Genomic DNA, 24,730 nt, shown 5'->3' on the forward strand with positions numbered 1-24,730 from the left:
CCCAACATTCCGCGCGCGCTGGCGATCTGCCGCAAGCAGGGCTGGAAGTTCGACATCATGACGACGTCGTTCTTCCTGTCGCGGCGCTCGCTCAAAGCATCGCCCAATTCCGGCATGCCGGTGTGGCAGGACAAGCTGTTCATCGGGCTCGCCCGCTCGGCGGCCGATGCGACGGAGTATTTCCAGATCCCGACCGGACGTGTGGTCGAGATCGGCACGCAGGTGGCGATCTGAGGTTTCCGGCAGCCTTTGACGCCACGCACCGGTCATTGCGGGGCAAGCCCTGCGCTGGGAACATGGTAGCCCTACCGTCACGGCACTTGATATTGCATCGCAGCAAGCGTAGAGCACCGCGCGCTTATCGGAGTGTCGTCCATGGCCCTTACCAATGCTGGTATTGAGGCAGAACCCGTCGAACAATCGAGCCATCCCGAAATCGAACAGCACAGCACCAAAGTTCTGATGCTGGGCGCGCTCGGTGTGGTCTATGGCGACATCGGCACCAGCCCGATCTACGCCTTCCGGGAAGCGCTTGTTGCGTCCTCCGGCGGCGAAATCGCCGAGCGCGGCGATATTCTGGGCGTGCTGTCGCTGATCATCTGGTCGTTGACGATTATCGTCACCATCAAATACATCATGTTCGTGCTCAGAGCCGACAACCGAGGCGAGGGCGGCGTGCTGTCGCTGATGGCGCTGGCGCGCGGCAGTTTCCCGACCCGCTCGGCGATCATCCTGGCCATCGGTGTTGTCGGCGCGTCATTGTTCTTCGGTGACGCCGTCATCACGCCGGCAATCTCGGTGCTTTCGGCGGTTGAAGGCATGAATGTCGTTACCCCGACCTTCCAGCCCTACGTCGTGCCGCTGACGCTGGTCATCCTGGCGATCCTGTTTTCGGTGCAGCGCTTCGGGACCGGCGGTGTGGCGCTGATCTTTGGCCCGATCACGGCGGTCTGGTTCCTGGCTATCGGTCTTTCGGGCTTGAACCACATCATCGCCGATCCCGAAATCCTGTGGGCGGTCAGCCCGCACTACATCGTCGCCTTCCTGATCAATTCGCCCGATGTCGCCTTCGTCACCATCGGCGCCATCTTCCTCGCCGTCACCGGCGCCGAAGCGCTTTATGCCGATCTCGGCCATTTCGGCCGCAAGCCCATCGTGCTCGCCTGGCTGGCCATCGTGTTTCCCTGCCTACTGCTAAACTATGCCGGGCAGGGCGCTTTCGTGCTGGCGAAGAACGGTCACGTCGGCCATCCATTCTTCGAGATGAACGAAGGCTGGACGCTGATCCCGATGGTGGTATTGGCAACCGCGGCGACGGTTATCGCCAGCCAGGCGGTCATCTCCGGCGCCTTCTCGCTGACCCGGCAGGCGGTGCAGCTCAATATGCTGCCGCGCCTCGAAATCCTGCACACGTCGGAACGGCAGTCGGGCCAGATCTACATGCCCCGCGTCAATGTTTTGCTGGCGTTGGCGGTGATGTTGCTGGTCGTCGGTTTCGGCGAATCGAGCAAGCTGGCCTCCGCCTATGGCATCTCGGTGACCGGCAACATGCTGGTGACGACGGTGCTGCTGTTCGTCGTCATGACGCGCATCTGGAAATGGCGGCTGTGGGTGGCGGTCGCCATGACGGCGGTGTTCGGCTTCATCGACATCGGCTTCTTCGCCTCCAACATCGTGAAGGTGTTCGAGGGCGGCTGGGCGTCGCTTGCGGTGGCCTTCACCATCGTTCTGGCGATGTGGACCTGGGTGCGCGGCAGCCGCTATCTGTTCGACAAGACCCGGCGCAACGAAATCCCGCTCGATTTCCTCGCCGGCAATCTGTTGAAGAAGAAGCCGCAGCTGGTGTCCGGCACCGCCGTGTTCCTGACCAGCGATCCGCAAAGCGCGCCGACAGCGCTGATGCACAGCCTGAAGCACTACAAGGTGCTGCACGAGCAGAACGTCATTCTGTCGGTGGTCACCGCACCGCAGCCGCTGGTGCCCGACAGCGAGCGGGTCAAGATGGAGACAGTCAACGAGTTGTTCATGCGGGTGACGCTGACCTTCGGCTATATGGAGCAGCCCAACATTCCGCGCGCGCTGGCGATCTGCCGCAAGCAGGGCTGGAAGTTCGACATCATGACGACTTCGTTCTTCCTGTCGCGGCGCTCGCTCAAGGCATCGCCCAATTCCGGCATGCCGGTGTGGCAGGACAAGCTGTTCATCGGGCTCGCCCGCTCGGCGGCCGATGCGACGGAGTATTTCCAGATCCCGACCGGACGTGTGGTCGAGATCGGCACGCAGGTGGCGATCTGAGGGTCTCGAACGGATAAATCGTCGAGGAGGCTAATATGAGCGGCGAATTGGTGCTGGTCACCGGCGGGTCCGGCTTCCTCGGCGCTCACTGCATCCTCGAACTGTTGAAGGCCGGCTACCGCGTCCGCACCTCCGTGCGATCGGCCAGGCGCGAAGCCGATGTGCTCGCCATGCTCAAGGCAGGTGGCACGGAGCCCGGTGACGCCCTTTCATTCGCCCATGCCGATCTGATGGCCGACGCAGGCTGGCCGGCGGCGGTGGCCGGCTGCGATTACGTGCTGCATGTCGCATCGCCTTTTCCGCCCGGCGTGCCCACGCATGAGGATGACCTGATCCTTCCGGCGCGCGAGGGCGCGTTGCGCGTGCTGCGGGCGGCGCGGGATACCGGGGTCAGGCGCGTCGTGCTCACCTCATCCTTCGCGGCCGTCGGCTATGGCAAAATGCGCGCGGATGGGCAGCCTTTCAACGAGGAAAACTGGACCGATCCGGCAGGCAAGGTCAGCGCCTATGTGAAGTCCAAGACGCTCGCCGAGCGCGCGGCCTGGGATTTCATCGCCGAGCAGGGCGGCGCGCTGGAGCTTGCGGTCGTCAATCCCGTTGGCATCTTTGGACCGGTGCTCGGCGCGGACCATTCGACCTCGACCGAATTTGTCCAGCGCATGCTGAACGGCGCCGTGCCTGGGCTGCCGCGCCTGTCCTTCGGCGTCGTCGACGCGCGCGACGTGGCGGATCTGCATGTTCGCGCCATGACCCACCCCGCCGCCAAGGGCGAACGGTTCCTCGCTGTCGCCGGCGATTTCATGACGGTCCGCGAGATCGCGCAGACCCTGAAGACGCGGCTCGGGCCGGCGGCGTCGCGCGTCTCGACGCGGGAGTTTCCCGATTGGCTGGTGCGCATCATCGGGCTGTTCAATCCGGAAGCGGCCCAACTCGCAACGGAACTGGGCAAGATCAAGAACGCCACCAACGCCAAGGCGGTGCGCGTGCTCGGCTGGGCGCCACGCTCGCGCGAAGATGCTTTGATTGCCACGGGCGAAAGCCTGATCCGGCTGGGACTGGTCAAGCGACGTAAGTAATTGTGCGGGAGGCCGAACCTTAAGGGCTCGGCGTCCCGCAACGGCAGCTTTCAGCCGGCCAGTGCAGCCTTGTTCGTCTCCAGAAACTGCTTCAGCGGCACCGACTTTCGGCCGGAGAGTTTTTCGACCGCGTCTGTCACCATGCCGAGGTCACCTGCGCGTGCGGCAGCGTCGAACGACACCAGCACCTTGGCGAAGGGTTCAGGCAGGCCGGCCGACTTCATTCCCTCGGTCAGGGCTTCGTCGGAAAGCTGGATGACCTTGATCGGCTTGCTGGTGACCTCGGTGACCAACGCCGCCACTTCGGCAGCCGTATACGCACTGGGGCCGGTGAGCGTGTAAGTCGCGCTTTCGCTGCTGTCCGAGGCGAGCCCCGCTGCGATCGCCGCCGCGAAATCGTCACGCGTGCCGTAGGAAATGGCGCCGTCGCCGGCGGAGGTGTACCACTGACCCGACGCCAGAACCTGCGGCAACGCCATGAACAGGTTCTCGTTATACCAGCCATTGCGGAATATCGTGTAGGGGATCCCGCTCGCCTTGATCGCCTGTTCGGTGTCGTAGTGGTCGGGCGCGAAAACAACCGGCGAACCAGGCTCGGGGTTGGGCATCGAGGTGTACAGCAGGTGGCCGACGCCAGCCTGTTTGGCCGCCGTCACCGCCGCAAGCTGCTGCTCGCGCCGCTTCCCCTGTACCTCAAGTTCGTTGGTCGAGATGACGAGTGCCCGGTCGGCTCCCGCGAAGGCCTCGGCAAGCGATTGCGGGTCGTTGAAGTCAGCGGCTCTGACGACGACGCCGCGCGCCGCCAGATCGGCAAGGTTGGCGGGTGTACGGGTGGTGGCGATGATGCGGTTTGCGGGGATCTTTAATGTGTCCAGCAGGTGGTTGATGACGCCGCGGCCAAGCTGGCCGGAAGCGCCGGTGACGAGAAGGGTTGCGGTCATGGGGGATCCTGAAATTGCGCCGGGTGGCGGGTGCTTCTGACAGTCTCAAAAAGAGACCAGCACTAAAATAAGAATTGACCGGCCACCGTAAAGAAGGCAGTTTTTAGGGAGGTAGGCACCGCCAGGGAACCAGCAGCCATGGACGGCAAGGTCGTCAATCTGAGAACCAAGCTCAATATATTCAAAGCCACCAGCGATGGCGCAAACATTGCCGATTGCCCAGTTCGCGACGTGATGCAGGGCGTGAACGGCAAATGGAGTTCGCTGCTGATGGCGGCGCTCGCAGAGCAGCCCTATCGTTTCGGCGAGTTGCGGCGCCTGGTGCCCGACATCTCGCAGCGCATGCTCACCCAGACGCTCCACGATCTGCAGCGCGACGGCTTTGTTCATCGCGAAGTGTTCCCGACCAAGCCGCCAAGCGTCGAATACAGCCTGACCGATCTCGGCCGTTCGATGTTCGGCGCCTTGCATCAATTGATCCTGTGGGCCGAACTCAACCATGGTGCGGTGCGCAAGGCGCGCGCTGCCTTCGACGCCGGTGGCTGATATTTTGGTCCATGCAGCAAAGGCTTGATTTGACAATGGCGCTGAAGGATTGTCCGGCCAGTAGTTGGGCGGGCAATGGAAAAATCTCTCGACATCGCGATTGCGGGCGCCGGCCCGGCGGGGCTCGCCACCGCGCTCTATCTCAAGCGCGCGGGCCACAACGTCACCATCTTCGAACGTTTCGAGGAACCCAAGCCCGTCGGTTCCGGACTGATCCTGCAGCCGACCGGGGTGAGCGTGCTCGCCGATCTCGGCCTGCTCGACGACATTCTGGCGCTGGGGAGCCGCATCGAGCGTCTGCATGGCGCCGATGCCTCGAGCGGCCGCACCGTGCTCGCCGTGCGCTACGATGCGCAGCCTGGCGGCCGTTTCGGGCTGGCGGTGCACCGGGCGGCGTTGTTCAACATGTTGTTTCGCGCCGCGCAGCGCCAAGGCATCGCCATCGAAACCGGTGTCGAGATCGAGACGCTGGACGTCGGTGAGCGGGCGATCCTGATCTTCGACAAGAGCCGAACGGTGGGGGGCCGCAGGGCAGGGCCGTTCGACCTCGTGGTCGACGCCAGCGGCTCGCGTTCGAAGCTGCGCCGGTGCCTCAACGATCCGGCCCAGCCGCGGCAGCTCACTTACGGCGCGTTCTGGGCCTCGCTCGGCTGGCGCCAAGGCTTCGACGAAAATGCGCTGCTGCAGCGCTACGACAAGGCCAGCGTGATGATCGGCGTCCTGCCGATCGGCCGACCGGAACCGGGCGGGGAAAAGATGGCGGCGTTCTTCTGGAGCCTGAAGCCGGCGGATGCCGAAAACGTGCGCGCGGCAGGGCTCGACGCCTGGAAGGCGAGACTGGTCTCGCTGTGGCCACAGTGCGAGGCGTTCACCAGCCAGATCGACAGCTTCGACCAGCTGTCGCTGGCGCGCTACGGCCATCACACGATGAAGCTGCCGACCGGCCGCCGGCTGGCGGTGATCGGCGACGCCGCGCATTCGACCAGCCCGCAGCTCGGGCAAGGCGCCAACATGGCGCTGCTCGACGCGGCAGCGCTCAGCCATGCCTTGGCACAGACGGGCAACGTCGAGGCAGCGCTGGAAAGCTACGCCCGGGCGCGGCGATGGCACGTCCGGATCTTCCAACTGCTGTCGCTGGCGTTGACGCCGTTCTACCAGTCGGACGGCACGATGCTGCCCTTCTTCCGCGACAGGCTGGTGGCAACCATCGCCAAAATCCCGCCAGTGCCAAGCGTGCTTGCCTCGATGGTGGCCGGCACGCTGATCGATCCGTTCAGGCGGATCGGGCTAGAGGAGGTGCACTGGCCAGATCATCCGGCGGGATCAGGCTCGAGAGAAGCGAATTTCTCGCACGCAGGAATAGACGCAGCCGCTGCGGATAGTCCGGCGCCACGGCACCCTTGATCGAGGCGCGTTCGCTCAACGCCTTGCGCCAGGCCTGGACCAATGGCTTGCCGTCCAGAATGCCGAAATTGCCGATCCGGTCGAAGGCGTCGAGATAGCGGAAGACCGGGCCGTAGACGGCATCGACGAGGCAAAAGCACTCGCCATTGAACCACGGTCCGGCCTGGTCGGCCAGTTCGTCCTCCAGACGATCGAACATGGCCGAAAGTGCCGTGGACTCTGCCAGGAAGGCGGCCTCCGTCGAAGCCGTGTAGAACCGGCCGATGGTGTTCAATGTCGCCGAGCCGAACTCGATCCAGGCGCGATGCCGGGCACGGGCGTAGGCGTCGGCCGGATGCAGAGGATTGGCTTGCGTCTCCTCGAGGAATTCGAGAATGACGGCGGATTCGAAGATCACCGTCTCCTCGCCATTTGCGTGGACGATCAGCAGCGGCACCTTGCCCAGCGGCGAAATCGGCTTGAACCAGTCCGGCTTGTCGGCGAGGTCGATGGTGACGCGTTCGAACGGCACGCCCTTCTCAGTCAGCGAGATCGCGGCGCGCTGGACATAGGGGCACAGATGATGGCTGACGAGAATGAGCTTGCCAGTCATTTCATTCTTCTCAGGCATGTCACTCTCCCCAGACATAGTTCAACGCGCCGTCCTCGACGCGCGTCGACAGGAACATCAGTCGCGACGCTTTTGGCGCCGGACCTTCAAGCCGATCGCCGCTTTCCATATCGAAGGCGGCACCGTGCCATTGGCAGACCAGCTTGCCGTCCTTGCAGTCGAGCGGCCCGCCGAAATGCAGGCAGACATTGGCCGCGGCACGGACACGCTCGCCGCTGCGCCAGACATGGACCTCGCGGCCGAAGAACGGTGCGATCAGGCTGCCCGTCTGTGGGACGTCGGCGACTTTGCAAATTTCGTGTTTCATGGATCTTTCCCGGATCGATGCAGTTGCATGCATATAGATGCAAGTGCATTGACCGTCAAGCTTGATGCAACTGCATCTACCGCCTAGGGTGGGTCATGACCAAAACAACCACGCCTTCGCCCGAAGCCGTCAAGGCCTGGGCCCGCCTGATGCGGGTTTCGCGCCAGCTCATCGAAAAGGCGGAAGAGGCTTTGAAGACCAGCGGCTTGCCGCCGCTCGACTGGTATGACGTGCTGCATGAACTCGCCGAGGCGGGCGAGGGCGGGCTGCGGCCATTCCAGCTGACCGAGCGCACACTGTTTGCGCAGTATAACATCTCGCGGCTTCTGGCGCGCCTCGAGGCAGACGGACTGGTCGAGAAGCTCAGGGCTGCCGATGACGGCCGCGGCCAGACCATCCGCATCTCGGCCAAGGGCCGTCAGACGCGGCGACGGATGTGGGCTGTCTATGGACGGTCTATAGCGGAATTGGTCGGCGCAAAACTCTCCGCCGAGGAGCTGAAGATACTGGCGAGCCTGCTTGGAGAGCTGCGCCATCCGCCCGCCGATGATTGATCCGTCAGAATCTCGTGGTTTGCCCGGCGGCTCTCACGTCGACGATTTTTCTACCTAACCCCTTGCGTCGAGCACAGGATTGCGCAATATGCCGAACCGTAACGTACGGTACGCCGTTTGAGGCGACCCGGCGACCTCATCGAATGGGCAGGAAATTGTTGCAGGCGAGTGCCGAGATCGATACCAGCGAAGTGCTGACAGAGCGGCAAACGGCCGTCCTGGACGCGGCTTTGCGGCTGCTGGTCGAGGAGGGCGACAATCTGACCATGACGGCGGTGGCGCGGCGCGCCAGCTGCTCGAAGGAAACGCTCTACAAATGGTTCGGCGACCGCGACGGATTGCTGACGGCGACCGTGCAGTGGCAGGCATCGAAAGTGCGCGTGGTGCCGGTCGACGGTGAGCGGCTCGATCTTGCCTCGATGACGGCAAGCCTGGAAGGCTTCGCCTCGGACTGGCTAAAGGTGATTTCGAGCGATACCTCGATCGCGCTGAACCGCGTCGCGGTCGGCCATGCCGGATCCGGAAAGGACGATCTCGGCGCCATCGTGCTGGAGAATGGCCGTTTCGCGCTGGCCAGACGGCTGAAGCCGGTGCTGCTTGCCGGCAAGCAGGCCGGACTGCTCGACTTTACGGACGCCGAAATGGCGTTCCGGACCTTTTTCGGGCTGGTCGCCCGCGACGTGCAGATCCGTCTGCTGCTCGGCGACAGGCTGGAATTGACTGAAGCGGCGATCGGCGGCGATGCCGCCCGGGCGACGCAGCAGTTTCTCGCTCTTTATGGAGCAAAAACCGGGCCGCAAGGCCTCTAATCTCTACGGGAAGGAAGCAAAAGATGCGTGTCTATTACGATCGCGACGCCGATCTCAATCTGATCAAGGGCAAGAAGGTCGCCATTATCGGCTATGGCAGCCAAGGCCGGGCGCACGCGCTCAACCTCAAGGATTCCGGCGCCAAGGAAATCGCCATCGGCCTCAAGGCGGGATCGGCGACCGCCAAGAAGGTCGAGGCTGATGGCCTGAAAGTGATGAGCGTGGCGGACGCTGCCAAATGGGCCGATTTGATGATGATGGCGACGCCTGACGAATTGCAGGCCGACATCTACAAAAACGAAATCGCGCCAAACATTCGTGACGGCGCCGCGATTGCCTTCGCGCACGGCCTCAACGTGCATTTCGGCCTCATCGAGCCGAAGTCGACCGTCGATGTCGTCATGATCGCGCCGAAAGGCCCCGGCCACACGGTGCGCGGCGAATACCAGAAGGGCGGCGGCGTGCCGTGCCTGGTCGCCGTCAACCAGGATGCTTCCGGCAATGCGCTCGATCTCGCTCTGTCCTACGCCTGCGGTGTCGGCGGCGGCCGTTCGGGCATCATCGAGACCAATTTCCGCGAGGAATGCGAGACCGATCTGTTCGGCGAGCAGGTCGTGCTCTGCGGCGGCCTGGTCGAGCTGATCCGCGCCGGCTTCGAGACGCTGGTTGAGGCCGGCTACGCACCCGAAATGGCCTATTTCGAGTGCCTGCACGAGGTCAAGCTGATCGTCGACCTGATCTATGAAGGCGGCATCGCCAACATGAACTACTCGATCTCGAACACCGCCGAATGGGGCGAATATGTCTCTGGCCCGCGCATCATTACCGCCGAGACCAAGGCCGAGATGAAGCGCGTGCTGAAAGACATCCAGACCGGAAAATTCACCTCGGAGTGGATGCAGGAATACCGCGCCGGCATGTCGCGCTTCAAGGGCATCCGCCGCAACAATGACAGCCACCAGATCGAGGAAGTCGGCGCCAAGCTGCGCGCCATGATGCCCTGGATTTCCAAGAACAAGCTGGTCGACAAGGCCAAGAACTAACCCGCAGTCGTCAGGATTGGGAGCAAAGAGCCGGCGGAGCGATCCGCCGGCTCTTTCATGCCGGTTTATCGATCAGGACGCTCAGCCATAGTGCCAATGCGGCTTCGGCTCGGTGCCGGTGAACTCGACGCCGATGCGGTCGTCGCGGCGCCAGCGCACGATGGCCTTGTAGCCGATGCCGTCGACAGGCACATAGAGCAGGAACTCGTCCGGCACGCGCGCGTCTATCGAGACTTTCAGTTCGGCGCCGCCGGCATGCATGTTGCGGACCGTGCACTTGACCTCGGAATTGGTGAGGCCGGTCAGAATCGTCGCGCCCTTCAGCACGCGCTGCCGGTGTTTGTTTCGCAATTCGTTGTCGGCCATGACGGCGTCCTTCGCGACCGGATCGGCGCGATCGTCAGATGGGGCACGATATCACGGATAGGCTGAGCCGATAAACATATGGTTAGCGGTGACCGAGACCAGCCGTCTTTCCCAATGAAAACGGCGCCGCGATGGGGCGGCGCCGTCGTTTATTGTCGTTTATAGGTCAGCTGTAGGGCGACCAGCATTGCTGGCGCGGGCCACCATAGGGCTGGAACGTGTTGTCCCAGGCCCGGTAGGACCGATAGCGGTCGTAGCACCACTGGACATGGGCGCTGGACAGACGCTGCGTGCGGTAATAGCGGCGGGGCGCCGGCTGCACGTAGTAGCCGTCATTGTAATAGCCGTTGTTGTAGTAGCCGTTGTTGTAGATGCTGCCGAGGCCGAGACCCAGGCCGAGGCCGAGAACTGCTGCGGCGCCGGTGTCAAAATCACGGCCGCGATGGTGGCGGTGATGGCGCCAGCGCCAGTTGTCGCCGCCGTTCCAGTTGCCGCCATTCCAATTGCCGTTGTTCCAGTTGCCTGACCCGGCAAAGCGACGGCTGTCGTGGCGGCGCCACTGCCAATCGTTGAAGGAGCGGCGGTCATTGCCGCCCGCCCAGCTGTCGCGAACCGGTGTGATGTCAGACATTGCGGTGCTTGCCGGCACCGACAAGTCCGGCTGCAGGATCGGGCCCGCGGCGGATGGCGCCGTGAGACCCGAGAAAAGACCGAGCGCTAACAGCCCGGATTTGACTGTGGACGAAAAGAGCGAGCTCATTGCACTCTCCAAGTGATACAGGCCCCACGCCCGGATACCCCAGGGAAGTGGCCTATTGATGGACCTTGGCGTCTGAACGGAGGATGAACAGAAAGGTTCCATCAGCCATGACGAGCAGCCCTTGTTTTCATTGGCGCTTGCGGGCAAAGGTCAGTCCATGTCGCTGCGCCTCGCCACTTTCAATGTCGAAAACCTGATGAACAGGTTCGATTACTCGGGCTTCCGCAACCAGCTCAACGAAGACCGCACGCTGGCGCTTTTCGACATCCAGAGCGAAGCCGAATACCGGATGCTGGAGCAGGCGCGCGCCATCGCGCAATCCGACGATACGCGCCAGTTGACCGCGCTCGCCATCGCCGCCACCCGCGCGGACATCATCTGCATGCAGGAGGTTGACAACATCGAGGCACTGAAGGCGTTCGAGTATGGCTATCTCTTCAAGATGGTGGGCGAGGGTTACCGGCAGAAATACACCACCGCCGGCAATGATTCGCGCGGCATCGACGTTGCCGTGATGATGCGCAACGAGACCGCGCAAGGTCAGCCGATCGAATTCGTGCGCATGACCAGCCATGCCTATGTCACGTTCGAGCAGTTCGGGCTGCACACGCCTGAACTCGAGGCGCTCGGCAACCTGGCCAACGAACGCATCTTCCGGCGCGATTGCCTGGAGGTCGACATCAAGGTCGGCGGCGTGCCGCTGACGCTTTACCTCGTCCATTTCACATCGATGGGCTCGCCGCGCAACGGGCTCGACGGACGCGAGGCGACGATGCCGGTGCGCATCGCCGAGGCGCAAGCCGTGCGCCGCATCATCGAGGAGCGCTTCGGCAAAGAGCACGCAGCCGATAAAAACTGGGCGATCTGCGGCGACATGAACGACTACCGCCAGCGGGTGAAGATCGAGGGCGACGCCGTCGACGGCTACCGCTTCCAGGTGATCGACGAGAGCCAGTCCTGTATCGATGTGCTCACCGCCGGCGGCTTTTGCGAAAACGTCGTCGAACGCCGGCCGGAGATGGACCGCTGGAGTTTCTACCACACGCGCGGGCCGAAGGAGCGGCATCTGTGCCAGCTCGACTACATCCTGCTGTCGAAAGGGCTGGCGGCGAAGAATGCGACGGCGGTTCCCGACATCATCCGCAACGGCCAGCCCTGGCGCACCATCTTTCCGGCGGGACAGGCGGTGGAGCGCTTTCCGCGCGCCGGCTGGGACCGGCCGAAGGCGTCGGACCATTGTCCCGTCGCAATTACCCTGGACATGGCTTGAGCACGGTGAGCTTCGACCTGCCGCGCAACGTCATCCTGCCCGTCGACGAAATCGACGTCCGGCTCGACCCCGGCCCGCATCCGTTCGAGCGCGACAACGCGCAGGCGATCACTGACAACTGGCGGCGCGAGGTCACGGCCAATCCGGCGCTGTTCGACGGCACGGTGGTGCTGCTCTCGGCGCTCGCCTGGCGCGACAACCGGATCGTCGGGCGTTGTCACGCGGTGAAGTACTCGACCTTCCTGCTGTGGCGAAAGAACCGGCAGGGGACGGGCGCCGAGCATGCCTATGGCCACGCCATGCTGGTCGCCGGCGACAACGCCCTGGTGGCGATCCGCATGGGCGCGCACACGGTCCCGGCCGGCAGTGTCTACTTCGCTGCCGGCTCGTTCGAGCCGATCGATTTTCGCGATGGCCGCGTCGATGTCGATTTCAACATGATCCGTGAAGTGCGCGAGGAGACCGGGCTTGACCTGACAGGCGCTGCGCGCGGCAAGCGCTACCATGCGCTGTCGACTTCGACCGGCACGGTCCTCTTCCGCCGCTACCACGTCGATGCGCCGGCCGACGAGATTGCGCGGCGCATCGGCGCCTTCGTCGCGACCGAGACCGAGCCGGAGATCGAGGGGCCGGTGATCATCCGCCACGCCGCCGACCTGCCGGAAGGGCTGGCACCGCATATGAAGCCGCTGGTCGAGTGGCATTTTGGCGGTGGCGGGGGCTAACGGCGCGGATTGTTCTGCGCCGCCTTGCGGTCGTTGCGGGCGGCGACGAGGAACAGGATAACGCCGATGCCCAGCAATCCACCCATGACCATGCCCATCGTCTGGCCGACGACTGCCTGAAAATCGGCGGTGACACGATCGGGATTGGCCATGCCGTAGCGGGCGAGATACCACCAAAGTCCCGCAAGGGCGCCTTCGATGATCACCATCGTCAGAATCAGCCGCGCCTTCTTGCTCATTGCCACTCCTTGACCAGATGCTTTGCTCTAAAATTAGCATCGCAGACCGGACGACAACAAGTATTGCCGATGTCGACAAGCACCCATCCTTGTGGATAGCGGTTGGTTGCGGTGGAGCTGATCTGGCGCTTATTCGTGGCGCAGCGCGTCGATCGGGTCGAGCCTGGCGCCGCGCAGCGCCGGGAAGAAGCCGAACACCATGCCGATCAGCGCCGAAAAACCGACGGCGAGCAGGATGACCGCCGGGCTCGGCGCAAACGGTATGGCCAGCGTTGCCGAGGCGAGGCCGGCCAGCGCCAAGCCGATCAGGATGCCGATAATGCCGCCGAGCAGCGACAGCACCGTCGCCTCGACCAGGAACTGGATGAGGATGTGCTTTTCATGCGCGCCGATGGCGAGCCTGATGCCGATCTCGCGGGTGCGCTCAGTGACCGAGACCAGCATAATGTTCATGATCCCGATGCCGCCGACCAGCAGGCTGACGCCCGCGACGGCGCCCAGCATGCCGGTCATGGTGGTGGTGGCGCTGGCCATGGCGTCGGCGATCTGGGTCATGTCGCGGATCGAGAAATCGTCTTCGCGGTCCGGCGTGATGCGGCGGGTGTCGCGCAAAATGTCCTCGACTCGCGGCTGCAATTCGGTGGTCGGGGTGCGGTCGTCGGCGGCGACGTAGATGTTGTCGATGTCGCGGTTGCCGGCGATGCGGCGCTGATAGGCGGCAAGCGGCATCAAGACGACATTGTCCTGGTCCTGGCCGAAGCCGGTATAGCCCTTGGGTTCGAGCAGGCCGATGATCTTGCACGAGGTGCGGTTGACGCGGATGATCTCGCCCTCGGGTTCGCCGGCGCCGAAGAATTGCTGGCGCACCGTTTCGCCGATCAGGCAGACGCCGGTGCCGGAGCGTGTTTCCGAATCCGAGAACGGGCGGCCCGACACCAGCTTCCAGTCGCGGGCGTCGAGATAGGCGCTGTCGGTGCCGGTGACGCCCGAGGTCAGGCTCTCGGTGCCGAAAATGACGCGGACTTGTTTCTGCGACGCCGGCGCAATGGCGCGCGCTCCGGTCAGGTGGGCTACGAGGGCGGCTACATCCTTGTCGGCCAGAGGCCGTACCGCCTGGTCGAGCCCGCCTGGTCCGCCGGTGCCTGCCGGGCGGCCGGAACGGACGACGAGCAGGTTCGAGCCGAGCTTGGCGATGTCCGACTTGACCTTGGCCGTGGTGCCCGAACCGATGGTCAGCATGGCGATGACGGCGGCGACACCGATGACGATGCCGAGCAGCGTCAGGAACGAGCGCAGCACATTGCGGCGGATGGAGCGCAGAGAGAGGCGGACGGTTTCCCAGATCATGACGCCAACTCCGACTTGGCCGTGTCGGACGCGACGTGGCCGTCGAGGAAGCGGATGGTGCGCTCGGCATAATCGGCGACATCGGCCTCGTGGGTGACCATGGCGATGGTCAAGCCGAGCTCCCGGTTCAGCCGCGTCAACAACTCCATGATCTCATGCGTGCGGGCGGTGTCGAGATTGCCGGTCGGCTCGTCGGCGACGAGCAGCGTCGGCCTGGTGACGATGGCGCGCGCGATCGCCACGCGCTGTTGCTGACCACCGGAGAGTTCGGCCGGCGTGTGATGTTCGCGCCCGACCAGGCCGACCTCCGCCAGCGCCTGCATGGCAAGATCGCGGCGCTCGCGGGCCGGCGCGCCGCGATAGATCAGCGGCAGCTCGACATTTTCCGCCGCCGTGGTGCGCGGCAACAGATTGTAACCCTGGAAGACGAAGCCGATATAGAGATTGCGCAGAAGCGCCCGGCGGTTGCGGTCGAGCCGCCCGGCGTCGATGCCCATGAAGGAGTAGGTTCCGGCCGTCGGCGTGTCGAGGCAACCGATGATGTTCATCGCGGTCGATTTGCCCGAACCGGACGGGCCCATGATGGCGACGAATTCGCCACGCTGGATGGCGAGGTCGACGCCGGCCAGCGCATGGACCTTGGCTTCGCCCTGGCCATAGCTCTTCCAGACCGTGTCGAAACCGATGAGGCCCGCGGCCATGGCGTCAGCTCCGCAGCTGCGAGGTCGTGATAACCTCTGCACCTTCATCCAGCCCGGAGGTGATCTCGGTCAGTTCGCCGTCGGTGGAGCCGATCTTGACGTTGACCGGGTGCGGCCGGCCGTTCTCCAGCAAATAGAGCGTGCGTGAGCCGTCGGTGGGCGCCTTCACCGGCTGGCGGCGGTTGCCGCCACGGCCCATGCGGCCGGTGAACAGATCGCTGAGGCTCCACGCGCGCGCGGCCTGCTGCGCCGGGCGGTAGCGGAAAGCGGTGGACGGCACGGTGAGCACGCTCTTGGCCTGCCTGGTGACGACCGAAACCGTGGCGGTCATGCCGGGCCGCAGCAAAAGCTCGTTATTGTCGACTTCCAACCGTGCATTGTAGGTGACGACGCCGTCGGTGGTGACCGAGGCGTAGGAGATGTCGCGGATCTCGGCGTCGAACGGCCGCTCCGGAAAGGCATCGACGGTGAAGCGTGCATGCTGGCCTGGTTTGACCGCGCCGATATCGGCCTCGTCGACCGCCGCCACCAATTCCATGTTCCTCAAATCGGCGGCGATGATGAACAGAACCGGCGCCTGCAGCGAGGAGGCGACCGTCTGGCCGGGGTCGACGGAACGCGTCAAGACGATGCCGTCAATCGGCGCATAGATGGTGCTCTTGGCAAGGTCGGTCTGCTGCGCCTTGAGATCGGCCTGGGCGATGGCGAGATTGGCCTGCGCACTATCGAGCGCCGCCTTGGAGCGGTCGCGCGTGGCAGTCGCCGCCTCGAGCGACTGATCGGTCGCCATGCCACGCCTGGTCAGTTCGGCCGCGCGGGTGAGGGCGCTTTCGTTCTCCTTCAGGGTTACCGTGGCGTCCTCGACATTGGCGGCAGCGGCCTTGGCCGAGGCTTCGGCGCGTTCGATCTGGACCTCAAGTTTCACCGTGTCGAGCGTCGCCAGCACATCGCCCTTCTTGACCTGCTGGTTCTCTTCGGCCGACACCGAGCGGATGATGCCGGACAGTTCGCTTGAAATGTCGACCTGGGTGAGGGGCTGCAGCGTGCCGGTCGCCGATACCGCGACGGTGAGGTTGGCAATGGTGGCCGGCGTTGTGGTGTAGTCGATCTTGGCCGGGGAGCCGGCATACCATTGGTAGCCGGCGAGGCCGCCGGCAACGGCGATCAGCGCCAGCAGCGCGTAAAGCCAGCCACGACGGCGCGTCTTGCGCACACCACTCTGGTCAAGCCCAAGCGCCGCCTCGATGGCGGAATCCGATTCCGTCTTTGGCAGATTGACAAGCTGGTCCACGCCGGACCCCTATGAAAGCGTAATGTCCCTATATGTGCACAGATCAGGCTTGGTGGTTCGAATATCAAATTAAATTTCGGCCATGTTCGGATTGAGGCGGAAGGTTTTTCAAGATGCAGACCCGCAATTACTTGCTCTACGATGTGTTTACGACGGAGCGGCTGGCCGGCAATCCGCTGGCTGTCGTGCTCGACAGCCAAGGGCTGGATACAGCCGCCATGCAGGCCATTGCGCGCGAGTTCAACCTGTCCGAATCGGTCTTCGTGCTGCCGCCGGACAATCCAAAACATCGCAACCGCATCCGCATTTTCACGCCCGACTATGAGATGCCGTTCGCCGGACATCCGACAGTTGGCGCCGCGATCGCGCTGGCCGAACTGACAGGCGAGGGCGAAGCCGGCATCTTCGTGCTGGAGGAGAATATCGGCCCGGTGCGCTGCGCCGTCAGCCGGCACGATGGCGCCACCTTTGCCGAGTTCGACCTGGCGAAGCTGCCGGAGCCGCTGAAGCTCGATGCCGACCCGGAGGCGATCGGCGCCGCCCTCGGGCTGGCGCCGCACGAGATCGGCTTCGAGAATCACCTGGTGTCGTTCTGGTCGGCAGGCGTGCCTTACGTCACCATTCCGGTCGCCAATCTGGAGGCTGCCGGCCGGATCAAGCTCGACAACCAGGCCTGGTCGGAACTGGCGCCGCGCAAGAGCGAATGGGCCTTCGCCAGCCCGTACGTCTATTGCCGCCAGACGGTGAACCATGACAGCGCCTTCCATGTCCGCATGATCGTGCCGGGTACTCCCTCCTATGAGGACCCGGCGACCGGGTCGGCGGCGGCGGCCTTTGCCGGCGCCATCATGCAGTTCGATGGCCCGACCGACGGCATTTCGCAGCTGTGGATCGAGCAGGGGCTGGAGATGGGCCGCCCTTCGCGCATCCGCCTCGAACTCACTGTCGAAGGCGGAAAACTGGCCTCCGCGCGCATCGGCGGCCATGCCATCAAGGTGGCGGAAGGCAAGCTGTTCGTTTGAGTGGCCCGTGGCTGAGATCGTCGCTGTCGGCGATCCTTCACGCCCCCCTCTGTCCTGCCGGACATCTCCCCCACGAGGGGGGAGATCGGATGTCGCATTGGCTTTCGCCAATCTCCAACGCCGAAAGACAGGCGAAACGGCAAGGCTGCCAATCTCCCCCCAAGTGGGGGAGATGCCCGGCAGGGCAGAGGGGGGCGCTGTCCCGCCGACGACTCTGGTTTTTGCTTCGCTGCAACACTCGAAACCGAAGCCCGGAGCGATTTGTCGGGAAATGATTCCGGCAGGGCTGGACAGGACCGGTATCGGCGGCTATATGCCCGCCAACGCCGGTTTTTGCCGGCCGAGTGGGTGCGTAGCTCAGTTGGTAGAGCAGCTGACTCTTAATCAGCGGGTCCACAGTTCAATCCTGTGCGCACCCACCAAATTTCTAGAAAAGTTGGTGGAAGACCTTGGTATCAGAGACGCTTTAACGCGTCTTCGGCATGCGTCGGTGGTGGCGCGAGCCTGCCGAGGGCATGCCGGTGTAGACTTGCTATTCCGGTGATCCTCTGAGCCGCGCCCAGAAACGAGGCGACCGGTTCCACGGCGCAATGTCATTTCGGCCTACAATTTGCCGTGTCAAAGGCCGCGATTGCTACGTCGAAAAACCCGACGCAGAAATCTGCCGAACCGAAAAGCGATCCCGCCATCCGTGCTCTGACGTCCATCAGCATCGACGCGGGCTTTTCTTCTTGAGAAGTCGCTGATCAGCCACCAGAAGAATACCAGAAAGACAACGAGGATAGCGGTGTCGAGCGGTCCATAGGTTGTGTATCCGCTACGCCGATACACACCGGCAAGAACCGCGGCGATAGCTATAGCAGCAGCAAGCGGACGGAGCTTCATCATCCTCCAACTCTACTGAAGAGTTTTCAGGAATAAAAGATGCTTCTTACCAAGGCGGTCCCCTAAACCGCTCTGGTTTACTTCTCCGACACGCCAGCCTCGGCAAAACTCGCCATCCTCGCATGGCATTCCAGTGCCGAGCGGACGATGTTGACGGCGAGGCAGGCGCCGGAGCCTTCGCCGAGCCGCATGCCGAGGTCGAGCAGCGGCGGCAGGCCGAGCGCTTCGAGCAGGCGGCGGTGGCCGGATTCGGCCGAGACATGGGCGGCGATGGTGTGGGCAAGGCCGTTGGGGTGCAGCCGCGCCAGGGGTGCTGCGGCGGCCGTGCAGACGAAGCCGTCGAGCAGCACCGGGACGTTCTTGCGGCGGGCGGCGAGCGTGGCGCCGAAGATGGCGGCGAGTTCGCGGCCGCCAAGGGCGGCGGCGATCTTCAGCGGGTCGGACAGCGCGTCGGCATGGCGCTTGAGGCCGGATTCAATGGCGGTGACCTTGCGCTTCAGCCCGGCATCGTCGACGCCGGTGCCGCGCCCGGTCCATTTTTCAGCGCCGCCGCCGAACAGGGCGGTCGAGATGGCGGCCGCCGGCGTGGTGTTGCCGATGCCCATCTCGCCGAAACAGACGAGGTCGAGGTCGTTCGTCACCGCGTCGTAGCCTGCCGAGACGGCGGCGAGGAAGGTTTTTTCGTCCATTGCCGGCACGTCAGTGAAGTCGCCGGTCGGATGATCGAGATCGAGCGGGATGACGTCGAGTTCCGCGCCGGCGATGCGGGCAAGCTGGTTGATGGCGGCGCCGCCGCCGGCGAAATTCGCCACCATCTGCACCGTCACTTCCGACGGGAAGGCCGACACGCCTTGCGCCGTCACACCGTGGTTGCCGGCGAACACGAAGACTTTGACGCGGTCGAGTTTCGGCATGTCGCGACCCTGCCAGCGCGCCAGCCAGGCGGCGAGAGTTTCCAGCCGGCCCAGGCTGCCTTGCGGCTTGGTCAGCGTGTCTTGGCGGCGGGCGACGGCGTTGGCGGCGGTATCGCTGCCGGCAGGCAGATCGAGACAGGCGGCGCGCAGTTCGTCGAATGATTTGAATGGCATGGGGAAGGAATCTCCGGGGAAGAATCAGGACAGGGAAACGGAAGCGACGAGCAGGACAGTGATCTCGCCCAGCTGCTGCAGGGCGCCGATCGTGTCACCGGTGTGGCCGCCGATCTGGTTGAGGGAGAGCGCGCGCAAGGCGCTGAACACGAGAGCGAGCAGGATCAGTGCGGCACAGGCGCCGCCGAGCGCCAGCGTCAGAAGGGGGATGGCGCCGAGCACGGCGCCGAGAACAGCTGTCTGGGCCGAGACGGTCCCGGCGCCGGCAGACAGGCCGTCACTGCGCGCCGCCGGCGCCAGATGCATGAACGCGCCGAGCAGGCCGCGCGATGCGGCGTGTGCGGCGATCAGCGCGAAGAGCACGCTTGTCGGATTGGCCAGTTGCGACAGCGCGCTCCAGCGGATGAGCATCGACAGGCCAAGAGCTGCTGCGCCATAGGCGCCGATGCGGCTGTCGCGCATGATCTCCAGTTTTTTATCGCGCGTCTTGCCGCCGCCAAAACCGTCGGCGACATCCGACAGCCCGTCCTCATGCAGGCAGCCCGTGGCGAGCAGGGTTGCTGCAAGCGCAAGGGCTGCTGCCGGGCCGGGGGCAAGGCCGAGCTGTACGCCCGCTGCGTAGACGACAGCACCAACCACAGCGATGGCGAGGCCGGCGACAGGCGCCGCCCAGATCGCATCGGCCAGGCTGCGGCCACGAAAGTCGAAGACCGGCAGCGGCAGCCGGGTGAAGAAGACGAGGCAAAGCGCGACGTCCTCGAGCGCTTGCCGGGGCGAGGGCACGGCGGTCATGCACTCCTCGCAATGGCATGAAAGAAGGTGCCGCTGACATGGCCGCGCCGGTAGCCGGAGGCGCCGAGTGGATTGCCCTGGCCATCGGCTAGGTCGGCCAGCGGCTCGTCATTGCCGGTCGCAATCATCTGCGCATAGTGGAATTCATGGCCACGGATCAGCGCGCCTTGCGGCCCCAGCGGACAGGCGACGCGCAGGCGTGCCTCGCGGTAGCCGAGGTTCATCTTGCGCTTGGCAAAGCTGGTGGAATGGCCGAGCAGGCCAAGCATGGCGTGCGTCTCGCCGGCCGCGTCCTCCAGCGCTTCGCCCAGCACCATGAAGCCGCCGCACTCGCCATGGATCGGCTTGGTCTCGGCAAACCTGGCCATGCCAGCTCGGAAATTGGTCGCCGCCGCGAGGCTGCCGGAGTGGAGCTCGGGATAGCCGCCGGGCAGCCAGCAGACATCGCAATTCTGCACCGGTGCTTCGTCGGCTAGCGGCGAGAACGGCACGATCTCGGCGCCGGCCTGACGCCAGTGGGCGGCGACGTGCGGATAGAGGAAGGTGAAGGCGGCGTCTTCGGCGAGCGCGATTCGTTGGCCGGGCGGCTGCAAGGCATGTTCGAAACTGCCTGATGCCGGCGAAAACGGCGCGGCCAGCGCCATGATGGCGTCAAGGTCGAGGGATTTCTCGACCATGTCGGCGAGGCGGTCGAGATGCGTCATCAGGTCGGCATATTCGCCGGCCTGGACGAGGCCGAGATGGCGCTCCGGCAAATTGAGCGTGGGATCGCGCAGGATGGCGCCGACGACCGGCAGGCCGAGCGTTTCGATCGCCTCGCTGCACAGCTTGCGGTGGCGCTCGCTGCCGAGACGGTTGAGCACGATTCCGGCCATGCGCACATCCGGGTCGTAGGTGGCAAAACCCTTGGCGACGGCGGCCGCCGTCGTCGACTGTCCCGAGACGTCGAGCACCAAAAGCACCGGCAGGTGGTAGAGCCGCGCCAGATCGGCGGCCGAGCCGGTGCGGCCTTGTCCGGCCGGGATGCCGTCGAATAGGCCCATCGCGCTTTCGAGGAAGATAAAATCGGCATCCTCGGTGGCATTGCCGGCCAACGCGTTGAGCAGGTCAGGCGACATCGCCCAGCTGTCCAGGTTGACGCCGGACAGGCCAGTTGCGGCGGTATGAAAACCCGGATCGATATAGTCGGGGCCGGACTTGGCGCCGCGCACCTTGATGCCGCGCCGGGCGAGCGCGCGCAAAATGCCGATGGTGACGCTGGTCTTGCCGGAGCCGGAACGCGGCGCGCCGATGATGATGGCGCGGGTCATGCGTTACCCGCCAGTGCTGCGCGCATGGCGACGATGCCGCCGACGACAATGAGGGCCGGCGAGGCCAATTCCGCCGCGGCGGCCGCTTCGGAAATGGTGGCGAGTGTCGCGACGACGGTCCGCTCCTGCGGTGTCGTCGCCGAAACGATGACAGCCGCCGGCGTCGACGGCGCCAGCCCGCCTTCGAGCAGCGACGCGGCGATAACAGGCAGATTGGCCATGCCCATATAGATGACCACCGGCTGGCCGGTGCGGGCGATCGCGCCCCAGTCGAGATCGTCATCTGTGCCGGCGGCATGACCTGTCGCCAGGATGATCGCCTTGTTGATGCCGCGCATGGTTGCGGGAATGCCGGTGGCGGCCAGCGCGCTCAGCCCCGATGTCAGGCCGGGCATGACGCGGAACGGGATTTTTTCGCGCGCCAGCGCCAGCGCCTCTTCGCCGCCGCGGCCGAAAATATAGGGATCGCCGCCCTTCAGCCGGACGACGCGGCGGCCCTCGCGTGCCAGCCGCACCAGCAAAGCGGTGATATCGTCCTGCCTCATGGACGGTTTGCCGCCGCGTTTTCCCGCAAAGAACAGCTGGGCATTGTCCGCAACGGCGACAACGTCAGAGGAGACCAGCGCGTCATAGACCACAGCGTCGGCCTCGGCCAATGCCGCCAGCACTTCCAGCGTCAGGCAGCCGGGATCGCCGGGACCGGCGCCGGCCAGCCAGACATGGCCCGGCTCAAGCCGGCGCGGCTTGAAGTTCAGCCGGGCAAGGGCCTGTTCGAGCGTGGTGTTTTCGCTTTTACCGCTCACAATCCGTCCCGTCCCCGGAAACGCCGCTGATAGTGGGCGTCGTACAATGAACTCTCGCCAAAACCTTCCGCTGCCAGCGAGCGGCCGACGAAGATGATCGCCGTGCGCTCCATCGGGTCGGCGGCGAGCAGTGCCTCGATGGTCGCTAGCGTGCCGGTCAGCACGCGCTCGTCCGGCCATGAAGCGCGAAAGACGATCGCCACCGGGCAATCGCCGCCATAATGCGGCGACAATTCGGCGACGATGCGATCGATGGCGTGGATGGCGAGATGAATGGCCAGTGTGGCGCCGGTGCGGCCGAAGCCGGCCAGCGTTTCGCCCGGCGGCATTTTCGAGGCGCGGCCGGAGACGCGGGTCAGCACCAGGCTTTGCGCCACCTCGGGAATGGTCAGTTCGCGGCGAAGGGCTGCGGCTGCGGCGGCGAAAGAGGGAACGCCCGGCGTCAGCGTGTAAGGAATGCCGTGTTTTTCCAGCCGGCGGATCTGCTCGGCCACGGCGCTCCACACCGAGAGGTCGCCGGAATGCAGGCGGGCGACATCGTGGCCGGCCTGGTGGGCTGTCACATATTCGACCTCGATTTCGTCGAGTGACATCGGCGCCGTATCGATCAGTTTGGTCCCCGGTGCGCAGTGCTGCAGCAATTCCGGCGCGACGATGGAGCCGGCATGCAGACAGACCGGGCAGCTTGCCAGCAGCTTGGCGCCGCGCAGTGTGATGAGGTCGGCGGGGCCGGGACCGGCGCCGATGAAATGCACGGTCATGGCGCGTCTCCGCTGATGGCGATGGCGCAGGTGACCGGGCCGAGCACGGTGCGTCGACCAAGCAGCTTTGCACCGGGGCCGGCAACGGCAAGGGCGGAGGCTTCTGAGACGGAGGGTGTGCCGGCGAGATCCTGCGAGAGATCGGATTTGCTGAGTGCCTCCGACGAGACGGCCTGAAGTGCTGCGTCATCAACGATGATGACGGGAAGGTTGAGCGTGCGGCCAGCGGCAGAGATCGCTTCTTCGTCTTTCTTGAGCGCGGCGGTCGCCAAGGCCGACAGCGCCGTTATCGCCAGCCCGTGCGCTTCGAGGGCGGTTTCGATCGCCGCGAGCACGTCTTCGACGCTCACGCCCTTCCGGCTGCCGATGCCCGCCACCATCATGGCTTCACCCAGCTCCACTGGGTGACCGGCATGGCCGGGCGCCAGGCCTGCATCGAACCGACAGGAGAAGCGCGGGAAATGGTGATGCGGGTAAGGTCGCCGCCGCGCTTGATGTGCTCCGCGAGAAGCAGCGCCTCCATCTCCAGCGTCACCGCATTGGCAACGAGACGGCCACGGGATGGCAGCGCCTTGATGGCGGCGTTCAGTACGCCGGCGTCGCTGCCACCTCCGCCGATGAAGATCGCATCCGGCGTGTCCAGCCCGGCCAGTGCCTTGGGCGCCGACCCTTCCACCACGACAAGACCGGGCACGCCGCAATGCGCGGCGTTGCGGACGATGCGGGCGGCGCGGTCGCTGTTGGCCTCGATGGCGATGGCGCGCATCGAGGGGTGAGCGAGCATCCATTCGATGCCGATGGAGCCGGAACCGGCGCCGATGTCCCACAGCAATTCGCCACGCCTCGGCGCCAGCGCCGCAAGCGTGATGGCGCGGATGTCGTGCTTGGTGATCTGGCCGTCGTGCTCGAACAGATGGTCGGCGCGGCCAACGGTCAGCGGCAGGATGCGGGCCTCTTGTGTCGATTCAAGCTCAAGCGCCAGCACGTTGAGCGGATTGATGTCTCTGAGATCGAAAGCGTCGGCACGTGCCGAGCGAAGCTTCTCGTTCGGTCCGCCCAGCGCTTCCAGAACGGTCAGCCGCGAACCGCCGAAGTCGAGCTCTACGAGCAGGCGCGCTATTGTCGCTGGTGCGTCGCCGTCCGATGTCAGCGCCAGGATGCGCGCCCTGGGATGCAGCAGCGGCCGGATCAGGTCGAGCGGCCTTCCATGCAGCGAGATCGTCTCGATGTCCTGCAACGCCCAGCCGAGCCGGGCGGCAGCCAGCGAAATCGCCGATGGCGCGGGGATGACATGCATCTCTTCAGGCTTGACCTTGCGGGCAAGGGTGGCGCCGACCCCGTGGAAGAACGGATCACCGGAGGCGAGCACGCAGACGCGCCGGCCGGCCAGCGCCAGCACGTCTGCCATGCCGGCATCGAATGGCACCGGCCATGGGCGCTGCTCACCCTTGATGAGCGAAGCCACCAGCGCCAGATGCCGCTTGCCGCCGAAGACGGTCTCGGCGTCAACGATCTGCCGCTTGGCCTCGTCGCCGAGACTCGCTAAACCGTCCTCGCCGATGCCGACGATTGTAAGCCATTTTGGCGTGGGCTGTTTTTTTGACATGTCGCGCCGCCCCTCATCCGCCTGAGGCGTTCGTCGTTCGAAAAGTCAAGCAATTGACTTTTCGTCTGCCAGCCAGACCACTCCTCACCTCCCCGTGTAGTGACGGGGAGAAGGGAGAAGCTCCGGCGCTGACGCCTCCCTCTCCCCGTTCTTCACGGGGAGAGGGTAGGGGTGAGGGG

Annotated in this window: 27 protein-coding genes, 1 tRNA gene and 1 pseudogene; 12 read left to right on the plus strand and 17 right to left on the minus strand. The window is 64.6% G+C overall.

Annotation, left to right across the window (positions count from 1 at the left end):
- The 3 genes from NKI05_RS03510 to NKI05_RS03520 all read left to right on the plus strand — a co-directional run.
- Positions 1 to 234, plus strand: a 234-nt coding sequence (locus NKI05_RS03510) for a KUP/HAK/KT family potassium transporter (RefSeq protein ID WP_032911610.1), incomplete at its 5' end; no start/stop codon positions are given.
- Between the two features lie 141 nt (positions 235 to 375).
- Positions 376 to 2,295: a potassium transporter Kup gene (locus NKI05_RS03515; protein ID WP_023815543.1), complete on the plus strand. Its 1,920-nt coding sequence runs from the start codon at positions 376 to 378 to the stop codon at positions 2,293 to 2,295.
- A 35-nt stretch (positions 2,296 to 2,330) separates the two neighbouring features.
- Positions 2,331 to 3,371, plus strand: a complete 1,041-nt coding sequence (locus NKI05_RS03520) for an SDR family oxidoreductase (protein ID WP_352668956.1) — start codon at positions 2,331 to 2,333, stop codon at positions 3,369 to 3,371.
- Positions 3,372 to 3,421: 50 nt separating this feature from the next.
- Here the strand turns inward: NKI05_RS03520 and NKI05_RS03525 are convergent, their stop codons facing one another.
- The gene (locus NKI05_RS03525) at positions 3,422 to 4,312 is read right to left on the minus strand and encodes an SDR family oxidoreductase (RefSeq protein WP_023706160.1); all 891 of its coding nucleotides are present in this window, start codon (positions 4,310 to 4,312) and stop codon (positions 3,422 to 3,424) included.
- A gap of 138 nt (positions 4,313 to 4,450) precedes the next feature.
- On the opposite strand from NKI05_RS03525, the gene NKI05_RS03530 reads away from it, so the two are divergent.
- Both NKI05_RS03530 and NKI05_RS03535 read left to right on the plus strand, forming a co-directional pair.
- Entirely contained in the window at positions 4,451 to 4,858 is a 408-nt protein-coding gene (locus NKI05_RS03530; RefSeq protein ID WP_023690335.1) for a winged helix-turn-helix transcriptional regulator, read from the plus strand.
- 75 nt (positions 4,859 to 4,933) lie between these two features.
- Positions 4,934 to 6,169 (plus strand): annotated as a pseudogene (locus tag NKI05_RS03535) (FAD-dependent oxidoreductase); the annotation flags it as partial.
- Here the strand turns inward: NKI05_RS03535 and NKI05_RS03540 are convergent.
- Together NKI05_RS03540 and NKI05_RS03545 are read right to left on the minus strand one after the other, a co-directional pair.
- Positions 6,132 to 6,872, minus strand: a complete 741-nt coding sequence (locus NKI05_RS03540) for a glutathione S-transferase family protein (protein ID WP_023815540.1) — start codon at positions 6,870 to 6,872, stop codon at positions 6,132 to 6,134. The pseudogene NKI05_RS03535 and the gene NKI05_RS03540 overlap by 38 nt on opposite strands.
- 1 nt (position 6,873) lies before the next feature.
- The gene (locus NKI05_RS03545; protein WP_023668375.1) at positions 6,874 to 7,179 is read right to left on the minus strand and encodes a Rieske (2Fe-2S) protein; all 306 of its coding nucleotides are present in this window, start codon (positions 7,177 to 7,179) and stop codon (positions 6,874 to 6,876) included.
- Positions 7,180 to 7,274: 95 nt separating this feature from the next.
- Here NKI05_RS03545 and NKI05_RS03550 point away from each other — a divergent pair, with 95 nt between their 5' ends.
- The 3 genes from NKI05_RS03550 (at position 7,275) to ilvC (ending at position 9,585) form a co-directional block, all read left to right on the plus strand.
- Positions 7,275 to 7,733, plus strand: a complete 459-nt coding sequence (locus NKI05_RS03550; RefSeq protein WP_023668376.1) for a MarR family winged helix-turn-helix transcriptional regulator — start codon at positions 7,275 to 7,277, stop codon at positions 7,731 to 7,733.
- 143 nt (positions 7,734 to 7,876) lie between these two features.
- A complete protein-coding gene (locus tag NKI05_RS03555; RefSeq protein WP_081726780.1) occupies positions 7,877 to 8,542 on the plus strand; it encodes a TetR/AcrR family transcriptional regulator in 666 nt (221 codons plus the stop codon).
- Between the two features lie 23 nt (positions 8,543 to 8,565).
- A complete protein-coding gene (gene ilvC / locus NKI05_RS03560; protein ID WP_013531065.1) occupies positions 8,566 to 9,585 on the plus strand; it encodes a ketol-acid reductoisomerase in 1,020 nt (339 codons plus the stop codon).
- 81 nt (positions 9,586 to 9,666) lie between these two features.
- Here the strand turns inward: ilvC and NKI05_RS03565 are convergent, their stop codons facing one another.
- Entirely contained in the window at positions 9,667 to 9,951 is a 285-nt protein-coding gene (locus NKI05_RS03565) for a PilZ domain-containing protein (RefSeq protein WP_023685169.1), read from the minus strand.
- Between the two features lie 166 nt (positions 9,952 to 10,117).
- Positions 10,118 to 10,711, minus strand: a complete 594-nt coding sequence (locus NKI05_RS03570) for a BA14K family protein (RefSeq protein WP_352792178.1) — start codon at positions 10,709 to 10,711, stop codon at positions 10,118 to 10,120.
- A gap of 157 nt (positions 10,712 to 10,868) precedes the next feature.
- Between NKI05_RS03570 and NKI05_RS03575 the strand changes: the two genes are divergently transcribed.
- Together NKI05_RS03575 and NKI05_RS03580 are read left to right on the plus strand one after the other, a co-directional pair.
- Positions 10,869 to 11,981, plus strand: coding sequence for an endonuclease/exonuclease/phosphatase family protein (locus NKI05_RS03575; RefSeq protein WP_352792179.1), 1,113 nt, complete (start codon positions 10,869 to 10,871; stop codon positions 11,979 to 11,981).
- A gap of 5 nt (positions 11,982 to 11,986) precedes the next feature.
- A complete protein-coding gene (locus NKI05_RS03580) occupies positions 11,987 to 12,706 on the plus strand; it encodes an NUDIX hydrolase (RefSeq protein WP_023668380.1) in 720 nt (239 codons plus the stop codon).
- Here NKI05_RS03580 and NKI05_RS03585 read toward each other — a convergent pair.
- The 4 genes from NKI05_RS03585 to NKI05_RS03600 form a co-directional block, all read right to left on the minus strand.
- Positions 12,703 to 12,945 carry a hypothetical protein gene (locus NKI05_RS03585; RefSeq protein WP_023690325.1) on the minus strand — a complete coding sequence of 81 codons (243 nt, stop codon included), beginning with the start codon at positions 12,943 to 12,945 and terminating at the stop codon, positions 12,703 to 12,705. The genes NKI05_RS03580 and NKI05_RS03585 overlap by 4 nt on opposite strands.
- A gap of 129 nt (positions 12,946 to 13,074) precedes the next feature.
- On the minus strand, positions 13,075 to 14,292 hold the full coding sequence (locus NKI05_RS03590) for an ABC transporter permease (RefSeq protein WP_023685173.1): 1,218 nt from the start codon (positions 14,290 to 14,292) through the stop codon (positions 13,075 to 13,077).
- Positions 14,289 to 14,993: an ABC transporter ATP-binding protein gene (locus NKI05_RS03595; RefSeq protein WP_023685174.1), complete on the minus strand. Its 705-nt coding sequence runs from the start codon at positions 14,991 to 14,993 to the stop codon at positions 14,289 to 14,291. The genes NKI05_RS03590 and NKI05_RS03595 overlap by 4 nt, the downstream gene beginning before the upstream one ends.
- A 4-nt stretch (positions 14,994 to 14,997) precedes the next feature.
- Complete coding sequence (locus NKI05_RS03600; protein WP_023815539.1) at positions 14,998 to 16,284, minus strand: efflux RND transporter periplasmic adaptor subunit; 1,287 nt, start codon at positions 16,282 to 16,284, stop codon at positions 14,998 to 15,000.
- A gap of 113 nt (positions 16,285 to 16,397) precedes the next feature.
- Here NKI05_RS03600 and NKI05_RS03605 point away from each other — a divergent pair, with 113 nt between their 5' ends.
- On the plus strand, positions 16,398 to 17,306 hold the full coding sequence (locus NKI05_RS03605) for a PhzF family phenazine biosynthesis protein (protein WP_023815538.1): 909 nt from the start codon (positions 16,398 to 16,400) through the stop codon (positions 17,304 to 17,306).
- A gap of 346 nt (positions 17,307 to 17,652) precedes the next feature.
- A tRNA-Lys gene (locus tag NKI05_RS03610) sits at positions 17,653 to 17,728 on the plus strand.
- A gap of 196 nt (positions 17,729 to 17,924) precedes the next feature.
- Here NKI05_RS03610 and NKI05_RS03615 read toward each other — a convergent pair.
- The 8 genes from NKI05_RS03615 to NKI05_RS03650 form a co-directional block, all read right to left on the minus strand.
- Entirely contained in the window at positions 17,925 to 18,194 is a 270-nt protein-coding gene (locus NKI05_RS03615) for a hypothetical protein (protein ID WP_023690936.1), read from the minus strand.
- A 74-nt stretch (positions 18,195 to 18,268) separates the two neighbouring features.
- Positions 18,269 to 19,279 (minus strand): nicotinate-nucleotide--dimethylbenzimidazole phosphoribosyltransferase, encoded by a 1,011-nt coding sequence (cobT, locus tag NKI05_RS03620; RefSeq protein ID WP_023727705.1) that lies wholly within the window; start codon positions 19,277 to 19,279, stop codon positions 18,269 to 18,271.
- Between the two features lie 24 nt (positions 19,280 to 19,303).
- Entirely contained in the window at positions 19,304 to 20,071 is a 768-nt protein-coding gene (cobS, locus tag NKI05_RS03625; RefSeq protein ID WP_352792180.1) for an adenosylcobinamide-GDP ribazoletransferase, read from the minus strand.
- Entirely contained in the window at positions 20,068 to 21,381 is a 1,314-nt protein-coding gene (locus NKI05_RS03630; protein ID WP_023670839.1) for a cobyrinic acid a,c-diamide synthase CobB, read from the minus strand. Before NKI05_RS03630 ends, cobS begins: the two co-directional genes overlap by 4 nt.
- Positions 21,378 to 22,184 carry a uroporphyrinogen-III C-methyltransferase gene (gene cobA, locus NKI05_RS03635; protein ID WP_023700386.1) on the minus strand — a complete coding sequence of 269 codons (807 nt, stop codon included), beginning with the start codon at positions 22,182 to 22,184 and terminating at the stop codon, positions 21,378 to 21,380. Before cobA ends, NKI05_RS03630 begins: the two co-directional genes overlap by 4 nt.
- Entirely contained in the window at positions 22,181 to 22,945 is a 765-nt protein-coding gene (gene cobM, locus NKI05_RS03640; RefSeq protein ID WP_352792181.1) for a precorrin-4 C(11)-methyltransferase, read from the minus strand. Before cobM ends, cobA begins: the two co-directional genes overlap by 4 nt.
- Positions 22,942 to 23,328, minus strand: a complete 387-nt coding sequence (locus NKI05_RS03645; RefSeq protein WP_023815537.1) for a cobalamin biosynthesis protein — start codon at positions 23,326 to 23,328, stop codon at positions 22,942 to 22,944. The genes cobM and NKI05_RS03645 overlap by 4 nt, the downstream gene beginning before the upstream one ends.
- Positions 23,325 to 24,551, minus strand: a complete 1,227-nt coding sequence (locus NKI05_RS03650; RefSeq protein WP_023815536.1) for a bifunctional cobalt-precorrin-7 (C(5))-methyltransferase/cobalt-precorrin-6B (C(15))-methyltransferase — start codon at positions 24,549 to 24,551, stop codon at positions 23,325 to 23,327. Before NKI05_RS03650 ends, NKI05_RS03645 begins: the two co-directional genes overlap by 4 nt.
- Between the last annotated feature and the right edge of the window lie 179 nt (positions 24,552 to 24,730).

The organism is Mesorhizobium sp. M0771 (genome assembly GCF_040320155.1).
Classification (GTDB): Bacteria; Pseudomonadota; Alphaproteobacteria; order Rhizobiales; family Rhizobiaceae; genus Mesorhizobium.